We start from the raw sequence: 16142 nt of genomic DNA, 5'->3' as shown, positions 1-16142 counted from the left end.
ATTCGTTCAATCCCTTTTTTATTATCCTTTTCATAAAAATTTGGGTCTCTTAGTGATAAAATCCTTAAATTTGAGCATTCAATTTCAATAAATGGACAAACAAAAAGCAACACTCCTTCTTGAAGATGGTACCGTATTCTATGGTACGTTGATTGGTAAGCATGGTACAAATGGTGGCGAGATCTGTTTTAACACAGGTATGACAGGCTACCAGGAAATCTACACAGACCCGTCTTACACGGGACAAATTGTGGTAACCACGACTTCGCACATTGGTAATTATGGCGTGATCGATTCTGAAGCGGAATCCGACGGGCCTACTATCGCCAGCATTGTGGTCAACAGTTTTTCTGAAATCTACAGTAGGCTCGATGCAACCCAATCCCTTCAGGAATTTCTCGAATCCAATGGCATCACGGGAATCGCTGATGTGGACACTAGAAAATTGGTACGGCATATCCGTTCTAAGGGCGCCATGAACGCTATCATTAGCTCTGAATTTGACAATCTTGAAGACCTGCAAAAAGAGCTTGATAAAGTGCCTGACATGGCTGGCCTTGAGCTGTCTTCCAAAGTCTGCACCAAGGAGCCTTACTATGTGGGGGATGAAAATTCAACCATCAAAGTCGCTTGTGTAGATTACGGTATCAAAAGGAACATTCTTCGTAACTTGGCGGCACGTGGGGTCTACTGCAAGGTGTTTCCTGCGAAAACAGCCGTGGCAGATATGGAGGCTTGGCAACCCAATGCCTACTTCCTTTCCAATGGCCCTGGAGATCCAGCAGTGATGGATTATGCTGTGGAAACGGTTAAAGAAATCCTTGCCCTCAATAAACCGGTCTTTGGAATCTGTCTTGGACATCAATTACTGGCAGAGGCCGTGGGCATAAAAACCTACAAAATGCACCATGGACACCGTGGAATCAATCACCCTATCAAAAACCTGAATACTGGAAAAAGTGAAATTACTTCACAAAACCACGGGTTTAATATCGTGAGGGAGGATAGTGAAAATCATCCTGATATAGAGATTACCCATGTGCACCTAAATGACAATACGGTAGCCGGTATCAAATTAAAGGACCGACCTGCATTCTCAGTGCAATATCACCCAGAATCTGCTCCTGGACCGCATGACTCTAGATACCTCTTTGATGACTTTATTTCTTTAATCAACAATAATTAATACAACCTATAAACCTTTTAGCATTATGACTTTGATTACAGCAATTCATGCTAGACAAATTTTAGATTCTAGGGGCAACCCTACCGTGGAAGTAGATGTCGCTACTGAAAGCGGTGCTTTTGGAAGGGCAGCTGTGCCGAGTGGTGCTTCTACCGGTGTCAATGAGGCCGTTGAGCTTCGTGATGGCGATAAGAGCAAATACTTGGGTAAAGGTGTCTTGGAAGCTGTGAAAAATGTAAATGAAATCATCCAACCAGAACTGATCGGACAGTCTGTTTTTGATCAGAGAGGTATCGATGAATTGATGATCCAGCTGGATGGTACTGATACGAAATCCAAATTGGGCGCCAATGCGATCTTGGGTGTTTCTTTGGCAGTGGCTAAAGCAGCAGCCGATGACTTGGGCTTGCCATTGTTCAGGTATGTGGGGGGTGTGAATGCAAAGACACTTCCAGTACCGATGATGAACATCATCAATGGCGGTTCTCACTCTGATGCACCGATCGCATTCCAAGAGTTTATGATCCGTCCTGTGGGGGCACCAAACTTCTCAGAAGCCATGAGGATGGGAGCTGAGATTTTCCATAACCTTAAGAAAATCCTTCATGACAAAGGCCTCAGCACTGCTGTGGGTGATGAAGGAGGTTTTGCGCCTAACTTCTCAGGCGGAACGGAAGAAGCACTTAACTGCATCTTGGATGCCATTTCCAAGGCTGGATACAAACCAGGTGACGATGTGACCATCGCGCTTGATTGTGCTGCTTCTGAGTTCTTCGAAGATGGAAAATACAATTATAAGAAATTTGAAGGCGATACCGGCGTCGAAAGAAATAGAGAAGAGCAAGTAGCCTATCTTGCTGAGCTAACCGAAAAATACCCAATCGACTCCATCGAAGATGGTTGCGGTGAAGAGGACTGGGAAGGCTGGGCGATGCTTACTGCCAAAATCGGTGACAAGGTACAGCTAGTAGGTGATGACCTTTTCGTAACCAATGTGAAATTCCTTCAGAGAGGTATCGAAGAGAAATCTGCCAACTCTATCCTGATCAAAGTAAACCAAATCGGTACATTGACGGAGACCTTGGAAGCAATTGATTTGGCTCACAAGGCTGGATTTACTGCTGTGATGTCCCACAGATCAGGTGAGACCGAAGACAGTACCATTGCTGACCTTGCAGTAGCTTGCAACACTGGACAGATCAAAACCGGTTCTGCTTCCCGTTCTGACAGAATGTCCAAGTACAACCAGCTTTTGAGAATCGAAGAGCTTTTAGGCGACACCGCCTATTTCCCTAAGAAATAAGCATTCATTCCAAACTAATAACTGTAGACGCACCCCGACTTGTCGGGGTGCTTTTTTTGTGCATTGCAAATGCACTCATCGGTTAGGTGCCTCGTTATAAACGAGGGGTGGTGGGTACTTTTTTTACTGGGCATGGTTGCGGGTTCACTCCACGTTAAATTCCCTTACCTTTAAAAATTCTTGAAGCCCGATAACTTCTACATTACCTGGAAGGGAGTAAAGGTCTTTTTCTGCGTTGATCAGTCGTTTATAACGGCCTGAACATCTTCATAGGCCTGATGGAATCGTTTGGGTAACGTTGGAGCAGAAGCACGTTTGGCTTCTACTGCCCATGTTTGATTATCCGGGGTTTCAAGGACCAGGTCGATCTCATTTTGTGTATGTGTCCGGTAATAGCTACAGGTCCATCGGTGGTCAAGCTGACCGATGATGTTTTCTACCACAAAGCCTTCCCCGCAGGCTTCCCAAATAGGGTGCCCCGTAAGGCTTTCAAAACTTGAAACCTGAAAGTATGCGTTTCAATTTTCAAGGTTTAGCAAAAACCAAATAGGCAATTGACAAAGGGGAGTGGTTAAGGTGCCACCTGGCAGACAAGGGCCATACAGCTGATACCGGTTCTTTTATCGATCCATAACATGACCGAATCTTCCAATCTTTTAGTATTTACAAATCTTATAACTTTCAAACCTTAACAACCAATTATTCCTTATTGTAGATAGCCGTTCAAAGATTAGTCCCGACTATTTCCTATATTTGTCATAAGTAAAACTTCGCGTCTTATGGCCAAATACCTTAAATACACCAAAAACTTCTATTTTATCTTCACGGTACTTTTTGTGACCTGGATGGTATTTATTGATAATAATGATATCATCAGCCAGATAAAGCTACAGGCTAAACTCAATAGTTTGGAAGACCAAAAGGAATTCTATTTGGAGCGAAAGGAAAAAATTAAGGCTGAAAGAGAAGAATTGCTTAGTAATTATGAACTTTTGGAGAAGTTTGCCCGTGAAAGATACTTAATGAAGAAAAAAACTGAAGATCTGTATGTTATCGTTGACGAGTAAATTCAGGGCATTGCCCCTTTTGGTGGTACTTTTCTTATTTTTAGGAACGGTAGATGTATTTGCGCAGCGGGAATTTTATCAAGAAGAGGAAGCGCCTGTTCCGTTGAGCGAGCGTTTGTATTTCGGAGGTAACCTGGGGCTGCAATTTGGGTATGTGACTTATGTGGAAGTGTCTCCACTGGTAGGGGTAATGATTACGGATCGTTATTCCGCAGGGCTGGGCATTACCTATCAATACCTGAAGTATAAAGACTTTGGAGAATCCTCCAATGTTTATGGCGGCAGGATCTTTAACCGTTATAATATCCTCCCTAATCTTTTTGCCCATGCAGAGTATGAAAACCTTAGTGTAGAAGCATATAAGCAAGATGATTTTGGGAGAATTGTTTCAGAGCGGGAGTGGGTTCCCGGTTTGTTTCTTGGAGGCGGATATTTTGTGCCTTTCGGTCGAAGGGGCGGAATGAATTTCACCCTCTTGTACAATGTTCTTTATGACAACCAAAACCTTATTTATACTGAACCATATGTGATCAGACTGGGTTTTGTTTTATAACTGCTAACGATTACGATGGAATACAGAAAATCATTTATAAAGAAAATTCACGATTCCCACAAACAATGCCCTGGATGTCCCTCGCCAAGGAAGGTACAGGAGTTTTTTGAAGGTGTTCTGGGGGTGCTTTTTCCGGAATATGCCGTTAAGATTCTTAAAGATACCCAAGAGATAGAGGATAAGCTCAAGTATTATGAGGTCCAATTGCAAGGGATCTTGGGCAAAAACAAAAGGTTGATTGATGAAGAAAGTGAGGCGGTGGCAGCAGCTTTTTTTGATCGGCTTTCTGATGTTTACGATGCCATTCACGAGGATATTCAGGCGATGTTTGAAGGAGATCCTGCGGCCAAGTCCACTACCGAGGTAATCAGGAGTTATCCCGGGTTTTACGCCATCGCCGCCTACCGGATCGCGCATTTGCTTCAAGAGCAAGGAGTATCCCTTATCCCTCGGATGATTACGGAGTTTGCCCATAGTAAGACAGGGATTGATATTCATCCTGGGGCAAGCATAGGACGCTTTTTTTGCATTGACCATGGTACGGGCGTGGTGATCGGTGAGACCACCAAAATCGGCGATCATGTGAAACTTTACCAAGGGGTTACGTTGGGTGCATTGAGTGTCAATAAGGAAGATGCCGATATTCAGCGTCATCCCACCATAGGAGATCATGTGGTCATTTATGCCGGAGCGACAATTTTGGGTGGAAAAACGGTCATAGGACCAGAAAGTGTCATTGGGGGAAATGTATGGCTGACCAAGAGCATCCCCGCAAAAAGTAAAATCTATTATCAGACCAAAATGTATGATGCCAGTGCAGAGACCACTGACATGTATGTTTTCAAAAATGACGCCTAACAGATGAAATTATTTGAGTTGATCGGCAATACACCGCTTGTCGAACTTGAGCATATTCCTACCAACCCCAACGTCAAAATCTACTGTAAGCTGGAGGGGCAAAACCCTGGAGGCAGTGTGAAAGACCGTGCTGCCTATAGCATGATCAAGAGGGCCATGGACCGCGGAGATCTCAAACAAGGTGACCGGGTAGTCGAAGCCACCAGTGGCAATACAGGCATAGCCCTTGCCATGATCGCCAAAGTCCTTGGTGTGGAGATGACCTTGATCATGCCAGACAATTCAACTCGGGAGCGGGTCGTGTCGATGGAGGCATATGGGGCGAAAGTCATCTTGACTCCTGCTGCCAAAACGATTGAATACTCCAGGACATTGGCGGAGGAAATGGCCAAGAACGAGGGATATTATATCCTCAACCAGTTTGCCAATCCAGATAATTATCAAGCGCATTATGAGGGGACAGGTCCGGAAATCATGCGCGACACCAATGGGGAAATCACGCATTTCGTGTCGGCGATGGGCACTACAGGGACCATTATGGGGGTTTCCAGGTACCTCAAAGAACAAAAGCCAGCTGTTCAAATTGTCGGAACCCAACCGACAGATGGTTCCAGCATTCCGGGGATCAGGAGGTGGTCGCCCGAGTTTTTGCCCAAGATTTATGATGCTTCCCGGGTGGATCAAATCATCGATGTGAGTCAGGAGGAAGCTACTGAGATGACCCGGAGAATGGCCAAAGAAGAAGGAATTCTTGCCGGGATGAGCAGTGGAGGAGCCTTGCATGCTGCGGTGAAGCTAGCCGAGTCACTCGATTCAGGGGTGATTGTTTGTATCACCTGTGACCGTGGTGACCGGTATTTGAGTTCGGATTTGTTTGGGTGATTTTTCCTTTGTGCATTACAAATGCACTCCTCGGTGGATATGTGGATCAGATTGTTGCTACTGTGCTGGGGGCGGTTGTGATTGTTGAACCTTACTTCCTGAGTTATGAAAAGCAGCTTTATTTCATTCCTGTCGATAGCAATAATTGATACCTGTAGAATAGTATTGTCTCTATTCGTAGGGATATTCTTTATAATGAATTGGGGTGTGATGACGGGTAGTAATGAAGGTCTTACAGTGGAATATAATTTATTTGGGCATGAATTTTTTACTGAAGAAGGAGATACATTTTACCATCTTATGTTTTTTTAAGTTCCTGTTTTTCTTGTATTCCTATCCTTTATAGTGTTGACTTATGTAAAAAAATCATTACTAGAAATAATGCGCTGACATGAAAATCGCATGTCTTTCCCAGATAACAAAGTCATTAAAACCGGAACGGCCGTTTAGACCGTTCCGTTTTTTTTTATTCAGCTGTAGAGAACGATTTTTGTATTATTCCAGTTGGTAATAAAACGAAATGATAGGTAAGATGAAACAAAGTAAACCACTGGATGAGGTAGCCTTTTCCGTACTGGATCTGGCTATTATCAAGGAGCAGCATGATGCAGCTGATGCATTCGAAAGGAGCTTAGACCTGGCTAAGCATACCGAGAAATGGGGATATAAACGGTTTTGGTTGGCAGAGCATCACAATATGGTCAGTGTCGGCAGTTCAGCGACAGCGGTGTTGATCGGACATATAGCAGGAGGTACCCGACACATCCGTGTAGGTTCAGGTGGGATCATGCTGCCAAACCACGCACCATTGATGGTAGCAGAGCAATTTGGCACTTTGGCGTCTCTCTATCCTGATCGGATAGACCTTGGCTTGGGCCGGGCACCGGGCACGGATCAGACCACGGCCAGGGCATTGAGAAGAGACCGGTTGGAAACCGTAGAGGAATTTCCACGAGATTTGGAGGAGTTACAGCTTTACCTTTCTGATGACAATATAGATGGTAAGGTAAGGGCCATTCCGGGAGAAGGACTGGATATTCCCATTTACCTTTTGGGAAGTAGCATGAGCAGTGCTAGGCTCGCTGCTAAAAAAGGATTGCCATATGCCTTTGCCAGCCATTTTGCCCCCGCCCAGTTTTTGGATGCCATTCGCTATTACCGAGAGCATTTCGAGCCTTCTGAATATTTGAAAAGCCCCTATGTGATTTCCTGTGTCAATGTGATTGCTGCCGAAACAGATGAAAAGGCCCATCAGATGGCCACTTCATTTTATCAAATGGCCTTGGGGATCGTACGAAGGAAATCCTATCCATTACGACCTCCGGTGGATACCATGGAGGGGATTTGGACAGAAGCTGAAGCAGCAGCCATCAACCAGATGATGGCTTGTAGTTTTGTGGGCGATGCTACCTCTGTACGGGGGGAATTGGAGCATTTTCAGGAAATCACCCAAGTGGATGAAATCATGGTCTGTTCACATATTTATGATCATGGCGAGCGGCTAAGATCCTATGAATTGGCGGCTTCGTGTTTTAAAAAGAAATTGGTCACACCGTGATGAATGGATGACCGTGTGGGAAGTTGATTTCACCCTAGGATGTATTAAAACTTCACACGACTAACTTTGCGGCATGGGATTAAAATCGTAATTTCACCATAATACAAACTTTAGGGGTGTCCCTGCATGGGGCTGAGATAATACCCTTCGAACCTGAAGCGGGTAGTACCGACGGAGGAAAAAGTTACCTTTTCTTGCAGGCTTTTGCCTGTGCAGTTTGCAGGTTCCCTAAAGTTTTTTAACCCGCTTTATGCATTTGGAATCGTTATGAGAGCTGAAACTACAATAAAATCAGGCTGTTTGGAGATGGAATCATAGCATCGCTATGGTGAGATCGAAAACAGCAGCGAAGCGATTGATTTTGAAGTGGTTTCAGGTCGCAATAGATAGGCTAATGCACAATGCGGGTTTATAAGCTGAGGATATGAAGGAATCTGTAATAAACAATCTGAAAACACTGAGAGAAAAAGGCCCTTTGGTACAGAGCATTACCAATTATGTGGTCATGAACAATACGGCCAATGCGCTATTGGCTGTAGGCGCCTCTCCGATCATGGCTCATGCCAAGCTGGAGATGGCGGACATGGTCAAAATCGTTCATGCATTAGTGGTCAATATCGGTACATTGGATGAGTTTTGGGTGGATAGCATGTTGCTGGCAGCCAAAGAAGCCAATGAGCGAAACACCCCTTGGGTCCTGGATCCGGTGGGAGCTGGTGCCACCCCCTATCGAAACGAGACCTTGACGAGGCTGTTGACTTTTAAACCGACCATTATTCGAGGAAATGCTTCCGAAATCATGGCTTTGGCCAAAGCAAATGTGCAGACAAAGGGAGTGGACAGTACCCATTCTTCTGATGAGGCATTGGCATATGGCAAGCAACTTTCCAAAGAAACGGCAGCCGTCGTATGCATATCTGGAGAGACGGACTATATCATTGATGGGGAGAGGCTGACCAAAGTCAAGAACGGCCATGCATTGATGGGGAAAGTTACGGGAATGGGCTGCACCGCCACTGCGCTGATAGCAGCTTTTGCGGGCATTACCAGCGATCCCTATTTGGCCACGGTCGCGGGGATGACCACTATGGGCTTGGCCGGAGAAATAGCCGCCCGAAAAGCAGAAGGTCCCGGGACACTCCAGCTGTACCTATACGATGCACTTTACCATCTCAAAGAAAGTGAAGTGAAGCAATGGGCAAAACTGGAAGAAAGCCATGCATAAGATTTCTTTTCCCTACAGGCTGTATTTGGTGACCGATCAGCAGGCCTGTTTGGGCAGGGATTTTTTTTGGGTGCTCGAAGAGGCCTTGAAGGGTGGAGTGGAGCTGGTCCAATTACGAGAAAAAAGCCTTTCCAAGGAAGCTTTTCTTACCAAGGCTTTGAGGGTAAAATCCCTTTGTGATCGGTATGAAGTTCCTCTGATCATCAATGATAGTTTGGAAGTGGCGAAGGAGACCTCTTCTTATGGTGTCCATATAGGGCAGTCTGATAGCAGTATGAAGTCTGCCAAAGACTTTTTAGGGAGCCGTTTTCCGGTAGGTTTGTCCTTGGAACGAATGGATGAACTTACGGCTGATAGGACTGAGTTGGCATGGTATTACGGGGTGAGCCCTGTTTTTTCAACCCCGACAAAACCTGATACACGCTACGAATGGGGCCTAAGTGGCCTACAAAAGCTTCGCAAAGCCACTTCGAAACCCTTAGTGGCCATTGGCAATATAAACGAAAGCAATGCGGGTGCGGTCATGAAAGCAGGGGCAGATTGCTTGGCAGTGGTATCTGCGATCTGCAGTGCAGCACATCCAGCAAAAGCAGCAGAAGCATTTCGGAATGAAATAGAAAAAGCAACATGAACGATAAAATCAAAACCTATTTGCCTGTCCTGACCATTGCTGGCTCAGACAGCGGTGGCGGAGCAGGGATCCAAGCAGACCTCAAGACATTTTCTGCTTTGGGGTGCTTCGGTACCAGTGTCATTACGGCTACTACTGCCCAAAATACCCAAGGAGTAAGAAGTATCCATGACATCCCCGAGCAGCATATCCAAGACCAGTTGGAAGCAGTGCTTTCGGATATTGGGCCGAAGGCCATAAAAATAGGCATGATCAACCGGCCTGAAGTGGTTAGGGTGATCGTGGAAGCCTTGAGGAGGTATCCCGATATTCCAGTGGTCTTTGATCCAGTGATGGTGGCTACCAGCGGTGACCGTTTGATTAAGGAAGAAACCGTGGAGGTCATCAAACAGGAATTGTTTCCGGTTTCCAATGTGATTACCCCAAACATGGACGAGGCGGCCGTCCTTATCGGCAAAGCGGTCAATGATCCGCAGGAAATGGAGAAGGCTGCCCAAACGCTCTTAGGTTACGGATCAGGCTTCGTCTTGGTCAAGGGAGGACACCTCCAAGGGGATCAGGTGTCTGATGTGCTTTGTGGGGATGGACAGACTCATGTTTTTGAAAGTGCAAAAATCAAAACAAAAAATGTTCACGGAACAGGCTGCACCCTTTCATCCGCCATCGCCGTGTTTTTGGCCGAAGGACAGGAAGTCAGGCAAGCTGTGGCGTCGGCGAGAAACTATGTTTTTCAAGCCATCGATGCGGGTAAAGCAGTCAAAACAGGCCAAGGAAGTGGGCCTTTAAATCACTTCTATTATCCGAAAAAAATGATTATTCATGAGCTGGACCAGTGAAGCTTGGGAAAAAATTACACCCCTTTATGACAAGATCATCAACATGCCGTTTAACCAAGAACTGCAAAAGGGGAGCCTTCCAAAGGAGGTGTTTAAATTCTACATGGCCCAAGATGCCTTTTATCTGGGGGAGTTTGGGAAAGCGCTGAGTACCATCAGCGGGCGTTTTGCCGACTTGGATAGGGTGCTGGCGTTCTCGGAATTTGCTGCAGGAGCCATTGTAGTGGAGCGAGCGCTTCACGAAAGTTATTTTAAGGAGCTGGGACTTCCGGACGAAGTAGAACCTTCCCCATCTTGCTTGCTCTACACCAACTATATCCGAAACCAAGCAGGATTTGCCAATATAGAAAAGGCTGTGGCGGCCATTTTGCCATGCTTTTGGATTTATAAAGCGGTAGGAGATCATATTTATGCACAGCAAGACGGTAGTGAAAATCCCTATAAAAACTGGATAGATACTTATGCCGGGGAGGAATTTGCAACTTCTGTCGAAAAGGCAATCGCAATTACCGATCAGTTGGCAGAAGAGGCCAGTCCAGCAGCGCGGGAAGAAATGTTTGAGGCTTTTGAGATGGCGTCCAAGCTGGAATGGATGTTTTGGGACAGTGCTTACCGCACTGAAAAATGGCCGATTTAGTGGACGTTATCAAAAGCAGAATGGGAATCCTGGATCAAGCAGAAAAGATGGGGCTATTTCGATGGGTAAATATGTTCTTCGCCACCTTTGGTTGCTATTTGGCTACGGATAAACGCTGATAAACACAGATAGGATGCTTAAGAAATGGCAAATCCGTGTTCAAATCTTTTATCAGTAGCTTACTTGACTTAAATGTTTACGATGCCCATGCCTTTGGCTTTGAACAGGGCTTCTCGGCAAAGCCTGGATTCATCCAGTTCCTAGATGAAATAGCATCCTTTAAAATAAAGCTGCCCCCAGAAATATTGCTTGATCCGAAATCCTTTTCTGGATAGATCAGAAAATACGGTAAACCCGATCAGTTTCTCAAAAAAAAAGAGATCTGCTTTTTTGCAGATCTCTTTTTAGTTGGTTTTAGAAGTGGATACAAATCCTTTTCATGTCACATCAGGCAGGCTTTTCTGTGTGACGTTAAGGTACAGGCCAACCTGGAACGGCCTTGCTGATCGGCTCTGCATCCACGGATGGATGAAGGAGGGATTATTCATCAGTGATGTCTTTCCCTTCATCGTCGTATTTTTTTACAATGGTCTCTTCCTCCATGCCGAAATGTGCTTCATAGGTGACTGTGCCATCCATATCGGTTACCTTAAAGGCCTTGGTGATGGGCATGGCTTTGAGTTCTTCATCATCCAGAATGGATTCCTTAACCTTTTGGGGCAAGTCCTCAGGGACTATTTCCACCCGGCTATCTTGGTGTAGGGTGGTTTGGGCATGTAAACTGTTGGACGTTGTATTTACGGTCCCTAAATACATTGCGGCCCCAATGATGAATATTAATGCTAATTTTTTCATGGTAGTGTTAGTTTGGTTAGTTTTCAAATCACAATAGGGATCAAGCTAAATTCTTGGTCCTTTCGGCTGCTGAACACCAATTGTCCCGCCGAACCTATCGAGCGTTGGCTTGTTTTGATGACCTGCTTGTTTTCTAAAGATAGGTTACGAGTTAACCTCAGCTCGACACTTAAACCGATGTTTAACCGCCCCGATGAGCTTTATGAAGCCCGACAACTTCCTTCGAAGCCGCTCAGGGACAAATTTAAAATCACACTCACGTTATGAAAGGTCACTTTTTGTGCCAATGTTTAAAATGAGCTAGCTAAGGGTGTTTTGATTGGATTTGAGATAAATGCTGTAGGAAATGTTGTACAATTTGTGGAAAAATAGATAGGTTTAGGGGACGGGATGGTGATTTTGGGTAAGAAAATGGTAAAGTTAACCTGGATCAATATAAATTCTTTCGGAAGATTTTGAAACTTTCTTATTTTTGAATTGCCACGATGGTGATGTGGTTATGGGGTAGCACCTGTACCTTTCGTTTTTAGTAAAATTAGCAATACCAAGGCCATGAAAAATAAACAAACCCCTTCTGCGGGAAGTAGAAGGAAATTTTTGAGAAACAGTGCACTAGCGACCATTGCCACGGCGGTAGGGGCCAAGGTGGTGTTCGCCTCATCCATGCCGGAAGGGTACATTCCGGTAGTATTGCAGGATGATGATCCCTATAAGCTTTTTAACAAAGATAAAGGGCTCATTGTCCTCAACAATAAGCCTTGGAACATAGAGTCACAGCCCCACTTGCTTGATGATAAGGTGACGCCAGCAGATAAGATGTTTATCCGCAACAATGGTTTAATACCAGAATCCCTTGATGAAGGCACTTGGGAGTTAGTGTTTGATGGGGAGGCAGTGGCTTCTCCCAAAACGTATTCACTGAAAACACTGAAGGAGAAATTTGAGCATTTTACTTACCAGCTCACCTTGGAATGTGGCGGGAATGGGCGCAGTGAGTTTTATCCCCCTGCCAGTGGAAACCAGTGGAAGACAGGAGCCGTATCTTGTGCTTCATGGACCGGAGTGAGGTTAAGGGATGTCTTGGAAGATGTGGGAATAACCGATCAAGCTGTTTACATCGGGTATCATTCTGCCGATACCCACTTGAGTGGCAACCCCGACAAAGCCCCCATTTCCCGAGGGGTTCCCATCGCCAAGGCACTGCAAGAGGAGACCTTGCTGGCCTTTGAGATGAATGGAGGGCCTATTCCCTTGGCACATGGATTTCCACTTCGCTTGGTGGCGGGCGGTTTTCCTGCATCTGCTTCTGGGAAGTGGTTAAAGGGAATTTCGGTGAGGGATAAGGTGCATGACGGGGCCAAAATGGCGGCTCCTTCATATCGTGTTCCCTGCAAGTCCGTGGCACCGGGAGAAGAGGTGGCCGAAGAAGACATGTGTATCATAGAGTCGATGCCTGTAAAATCGCTGATCACCTATCCCAAGAGTGGTGCAATGATCGGATTAGGCGATTCGCTGGAGGTGCGGGGGCATGCCTGGGCAGGGGAGCTGTCGGTCAGTGAGCTGCATGTTTCCATTGACTTTGGTGCCACCTGGAGGGCCTGTAAGCTTGATCCTCCCGTCAATCGATTGGCATGGCAACACTTCAGCACCACGCTTTCATTTCCGGAAGAGGGGTATTATGAAGTATGGGCGAAGGCCACGGACAGTAATGGTGTGAGTCAGCCGATGGTCGTTCCTGGATGGAACCCAAAAGGATATTTAAATAATGCATGTCACCGGATCGCGGTAAAAGTAGGGTAGGATGGATCAGGAAATTTTTAAATCGTTAAAAGGCCTCATTGGTTTAATGACCGTTTTGGTGGGGTTGGTTTCCATTTTAATAGTCGGGCTATTGGTCGTCCAATATAACCCCCACCTACTTTCCAGTTCCGAAAAGGAGAGGGAGGAAATTCCGCCACCCTTGGAAAATGGAGATGCGGTAAAAGATGGTGTTCATGTGGCCACTGGCTTGGTGGCAGCGGAGGGATATGAAGTTGTCGTGGCCAATTGCACCAATTGTCATGCGGCAAACCTGATTACCCAAAATCGGGGAGACAAGGAACACTGGGAAGCATTGATCGATTGGATGCAGGAAACCCAAGGGCTATGGGATCTCGGCCAAAATGAAGCCATCATTGTCGCCTACTTGGCTGAGCATTATGCTCCCATGCAGCAGGGGAGACGCGCAAATCTCAGTGATATTGAGTGGTATGAGTTCAAAAAAGAGTAGATAAATAGGGCTATAAAACGTGGTTTTTTTGGTTAATTGAGGCGATTTTTACTTTTTTGTTTAATAAATAACGAAAAATATTAAACAAAATAAACGTGTATGGGTTTATCAGTTGTAACAAAACAATAACTTAAAAATCAACTGAACCATGAAAACCGCAAAGACTAAGTTCCCTACCCTTTTAATGCTTTTCTCCGTATGGATGTTTCTGATGGCCTGTAACGATGATGATGATCCGGTACCCATGGAGGAAGACGATATCGTGGATGTTGTCATGGCGAGTAGCAATTTTACTGTATTGGAATCGGCGGTAGTGGAGGCCGATTTGGTGACCACGCTGAAAGGAGACGGACCCTTTACTGTATTTGCTCCGACAGATGCAGCTTTTACTGCATTTTTAGATGATACCAATATGACTGCAGAGGACTTATTAGGGAGCCCTAGTTTAGCGGATGTGTTGACCTATCATGTGCTGGCTGGAGAAGTGATGGCGACAGATGTGAGTGCCGGAGAGGTAAGTACTGTAAACGGTGCCAGTTTCTATGTCAGCGAAGATGTGGAGGGTAAATTTTGGATCAATGGCTCAGCCATGGTGACGGATACAGATATCACTGCATCCAATGGCGTGATCCATGCTTTGGATTATGTGATCATGCCTCCTTCCCAGTCAATAGCAGAAATTGCGGTGGGAATGACCACGGCTGCTACTCCTGAATTCACCCATTTGGTAGGAGCGCTTCAACGCGCCAATTTGGTGGATGCCGTTAGTGGTGACGAGGGCGATCTAACCGTTTTTGCTCCAACAGATGCAGCTTTTCAAGCGCTATATGACACCAATCCTGATTGGAACGATTTTAATGATATCCCAATGGAAACCTTGACGGCTGTCCTTACGGCTCATGTGGTGCCGGCGAGGGCTTTTTCCCAGGATTTAAGAACGGGGACTTCCCTCACTCCATTAAATACGGACGCCTCGCTTGAAGTGGACTTGGGAGCAGGTACTGTGGGAGGAGCCGCCCTGAATACTAGTATGCTGAATATTCATGCCACCAATGGTGTTATCCATGTCATTAACGATGTGATATTGCCTTGATCAGATAATTTTCTTCCAAATAATGGAACTGCCGTGGTGACGCGGCAGTTTTTTTATTATCTTTCATAGTATGGTCTGGCCAGCGGGAAAAAATGATGAGTGTGGTTAAAATAATAATTAAGGGCGTTTTGTCCTTGGTTTTACTGGGATGTGTAGTCGGCGCGCAAGCGCAGGATACTTCTCCCTATCTTGTACTTAAACCTGGCGATCAGCGTATTCGCCCCACGGAATTTTTTGTTTTCGAAGTGCAAGATATCAGGGCCATTCAGGCTAACATTGGGGAGATTTTTACTTCTTCCAGGTCCCCTAAGAAAGAACCCTTAAAGCTGAAAGGTGGGGTAGCGGTAGGGGTAAAGGATTTTATCTCAGGAACCGTTTCTACCGATCGATCAAAAAGGCCGGTGGTGATTCAAGTACAAAAAATGAATGTGCAGGAAAAACAAGGAGCAGAAGGTAGGGTGAAGGGACAGATCGACTTGACGTTACGGTTTATGCTGAAAGGGGATAGTTTAGTTCATCTGCTGGATTATGAAGGAGGGGCGCGTTACACCAGGTCTTTGGGGAGGTATGGGGTCATAGGTGATGCGATGCAGCAATCACTTGGAAATGGGTTAACGTATTTTAATGAATGGATCAATCAGCAAGCACCCCGCAATATAAAATTGGCAAAAGGGGTAAAGCTGGAAATAAAGGATTATCCTCTAAAGGAAAGAGGGGATACTGTTTTTTACCATTCTGAGAGAAAACTTGATTGGGATGATTTTAAGGCCAGGCCACATTTTGGGAGTGATTATGCTGCATCGATTTTCACCAGTTTTGCTTGGGAAGGAGATCCTGTGGTGGAAGATGGAGATGTGAAGCTGGTGCTGGTCGTGAAGGTTTTTATGCTCAAATCATCCTCTTGGGCAAGAAGTTCAAGAAAGGATGGGTATGGATTAAATCATGAGCAGCGTCATTTTGATATCACTAAGATCGTGGTAGAGCGTTTTAAGGAGAAGATTCGTGCGATGTCGCTCACACCTCAGGATTATGATGGTCGTATAGGCTATTTGTATATCGAGACGTATCGAGAGATGAATACACTACAAGAGGCCTATGATGACGAAACGGACCATGGAAGGAACAGCGAGGCACAGGAGAAATGGAACGATTATATAGATCAGGAATTGGCCAAATACCAATAGCCTAA

At 45.5% G+C, this 16142-nt stretch carries 16 protein-coding genes, 1 pseudogene and 1 riboswitch; of the genes and pseudogenes, 15 read left to right on the top strand and 2 right to left on the bottom strand.

Annotated features, from left to right (window positions below; genetic code table 11):
• The first annotated feature begins 91 nt into the window (after window positions 1–91).
• Together carA and eno are read left to right on the top strand one after the other, a co-directional pair.
• Entirely contained in the window at window positions 92–1186 is a 1095-nt protein-coding gene (carA, locus tag ECHVI_RS01105) for a glutamine-hydrolyzing carbamoyl-phosphate synthase small subunit (protein ID WP_015264089.1), read from the top strand.
• Between the two features lie 25 nt (window positions 1187–1211).
• On the top strand, window positions 1212–2489 hold the full coding sequence (eno, locus tag ECHVI_RS01100) for a phosphopyruvate hydratase (protein ID WP_015264088.1): 1278 nt from the start codon (window positions 1212–1214) through the stop codon (window positions 2487–2489).
• Between the two features lie 239 nt (window positions 2490–2728).
• Here the strand turns inward: eno and ECHVI_RS01095 are convergent.
• Window positions 2729–2992: pseudogene (locus tag ECHVI_RS01095) on the bottom strand (DUF4143 domain-containing protein); the annotation flags it as partial.
• 276 nt (window positions 2993–3268) lie between these two features.
• Here ECHVI_RS01095 and ECHVI_RS01090 point away from each other — a divergent pair.
• From ECHVI_RS01090 to tenA, 9 genes are all read left to right on the top strand, one after another.
• Window positions 3269–3556 carry an FtsB family cell division protein gene (locus ECHVI_RS01090; protein ID WP_015264087.1) on the top strand — a complete coding sequence of 96 codons (288 nt, stop codon included), beginning with the start codon at window positions 3269–3271 and terminating at the stop codon, window positions 3554–3556.
• A complete protein-coding gene (locus tag ECHVI_RS01085; protein ID WP_015264086.1) occupies window positions 3537–4109 on the top strand; it encodes a hypothetical protein in 573 nt (190 codons plus the stop codon). The genes ECHVI_RS01090 and ECHVI_RS01085 overlap by 20 nt, the downstream gene beginning before the upstream one ends.
• A gap of 15 nt (window positions 4110–4124) precedes the next feature.
• Window positions 4125–4967 (top strand): serine O-acetyltransferase EpsC, encoded by an 843-nt coding sequence (epsC, locus tag ECHVI_RS01080; RefSeq protein ID WP_015264085.1) that lies wholly within the window; start codon window positions 4125–4127, stop codon window positions 4965–4967.
• Window positions 4968–4970: 3 nt separating this feature from the next.
• Window positions 4971–5849, top strand: a complete 879-nt coding sequence (cysM, locus tag ECHVI_RS01075; RefSeq protein ID WP_015264084.1) for a cysteine synthase CysM — start codon at window positions 4971–4973, stop codon at window positions 5847–5849.
• A 532-nt stretch (window positions 5850–6381) separates the two neighbouring features.
• Entirely contained in the window at window positions 6382–7407 is a 1026-nt protein-coding gene (locus ECHVI_RS01070) for an LLM class flavin-dependent oxidoreductase (protein WP_041739250.1), read from the top strand.
• A 102-nt stretch (window positions 7408–7509) separates the two neighbouring features.
• A riboswitch (TPP riboswitch) is annotated at window positions 7510–7604 on the top strand.
• Window positions 7605–7831: 227 nt separating this feature from the next.
• Window positions 7832–8632, top strand: coding sequence for a hydroxyethylthiazole kinase (gene thiM, locus ECHVI_RS01065; RefSeq protein WP_015264081.1), 801 nt, complete (start codon window positions 7832–7834; stop codon window positions 8630–8632).
• Window positions 8625–9263, top strand: a complete 639-nt coding sequence (gene thiE / locus ECHVI_RS01060; RefSeq protein ID WP_015264080.1) for a thiamine phosphate synthase — start codon at window positions 8625–8627, stop codon at window positions 9261–9263. The genes thiM and thiE overlap by 8 nt, the downstream gene beginning before the upstream one ends.
• Window positions 9260–10099 carry a bifunctional hydroxymethylpyrimidine kinase/phosphomethylpyrimidine kinase gene (thiD, locus tag ECHVI_RS01055; RefSeq protein WP_015264079.1) on the top strand — a complete coding sequence of 280 codons (840 nt, stop codon included), beginning with the start codon at window positions 9260–9262 and terminating at the stop codon, window positions 10097–10099. Before thiE ends, thiD begins: the two co-directional genes overlap by 4 nt.
• Window positions 10083–10736 (top strand): thiaminase II, encoded by a 654-nt coding sequence (gene tenA, locus ECHVI_RS01050; protein WP_015264078.1) that lies wholly within the window; start codon window positions 10083–10085, stop codon window positions 10734–10736. The genes thiD and tenA overlap by 17 nt, the downstream gene beginning before the upstream one ends.
• Before the next feature lie 540 nt (window positions 10737–11276).
• Here the strand turns inward: tenA and ECHVI_RS01040 are convergent.
• On the bottom strand, window positions 11277–11591 hold the full coding sequence (locus ECHVI_RS01040; protein ID WP_015264077.1) for a hypothetical protein: 315 nt from the start codon (window positions 11589–11591) through the stop codon (window positions 11277–11279).
• A gap of 552 nt (window positions 11592–12143) precedes the next feature.
• Between ECHVI_RS01040 and ECHVI_RS01035 the strand changes: the two genes are divergently transcribed.
• The 4 genes from ECHVI_RS01035 (at window position 12144) to ECHVI_RS01020 (ending at window position 16137) form a co-directional block, all read left to right on the top strand.
• Window positions 12144–13391, top strand: a complete 1248-nt coding sequence (locus ECHVI_RS01035) for a sulfite oxidase (RefSeq protein ID WP_015264076.1) — start codon at window positions 12144–12146, stop codon at window positions 13389–13391.
• A gap of 1 nt (window position 13392) precedes the next feature.
• On the top strand, window positions 13393–13860 hold the full coding sequence (locus tag ECHVI_RS01030; RefSeq protein ID WP_015264075.1) for a hypothetical protein: 468 nt from the start codon (window positions 13393–13395) through the stop codon (window positions 13858–13860).
• Between the two features lie 148 nt (window positions 13861–14008).
• Window positions 14009–14953 carry a fasciclin domain-containing protein gene (locus ECHVI_RS01025; protein WP_015264074.1) on the top strand — a complete coding sequence of 315 codons (945 nt, stop codon included), beginning with the start codon at window positions 14009–14011 and terminating at the stop codon, window positions 14951–14953.
• Between the two features lie 101 nt (window positions 14954–15054).
• The gene (locus ECHVI_RS01020) at window positions 15055–16137 is read left to right on the top strand and encodes a hypothetical protein (RefSeq protein ID WP_157501151.1); all 1083 of its coding nucleotides are present in this window, start codon (window positions 15055–15057) and stop codon (window positions 16135–16137) included.
• Window positions 16138–16142 lie beyond the last annotated feature (5 nt).

It is taken from the genome of Echinicola vietnamensis DSM 17526 (genome assembly GCF_000325705.1).
GTDB classification, from domain to species: Bacteria; Bacteroidota; Bacteroidia; order Cytophagales; family Cyclobacteriaceae; genus Echinicola; species Echinicola vietnamensis.
Note: the sequence above shows the minus strand (reverse complement) of the source record. Positions and strands in the feature narration are given on the sequence as shown.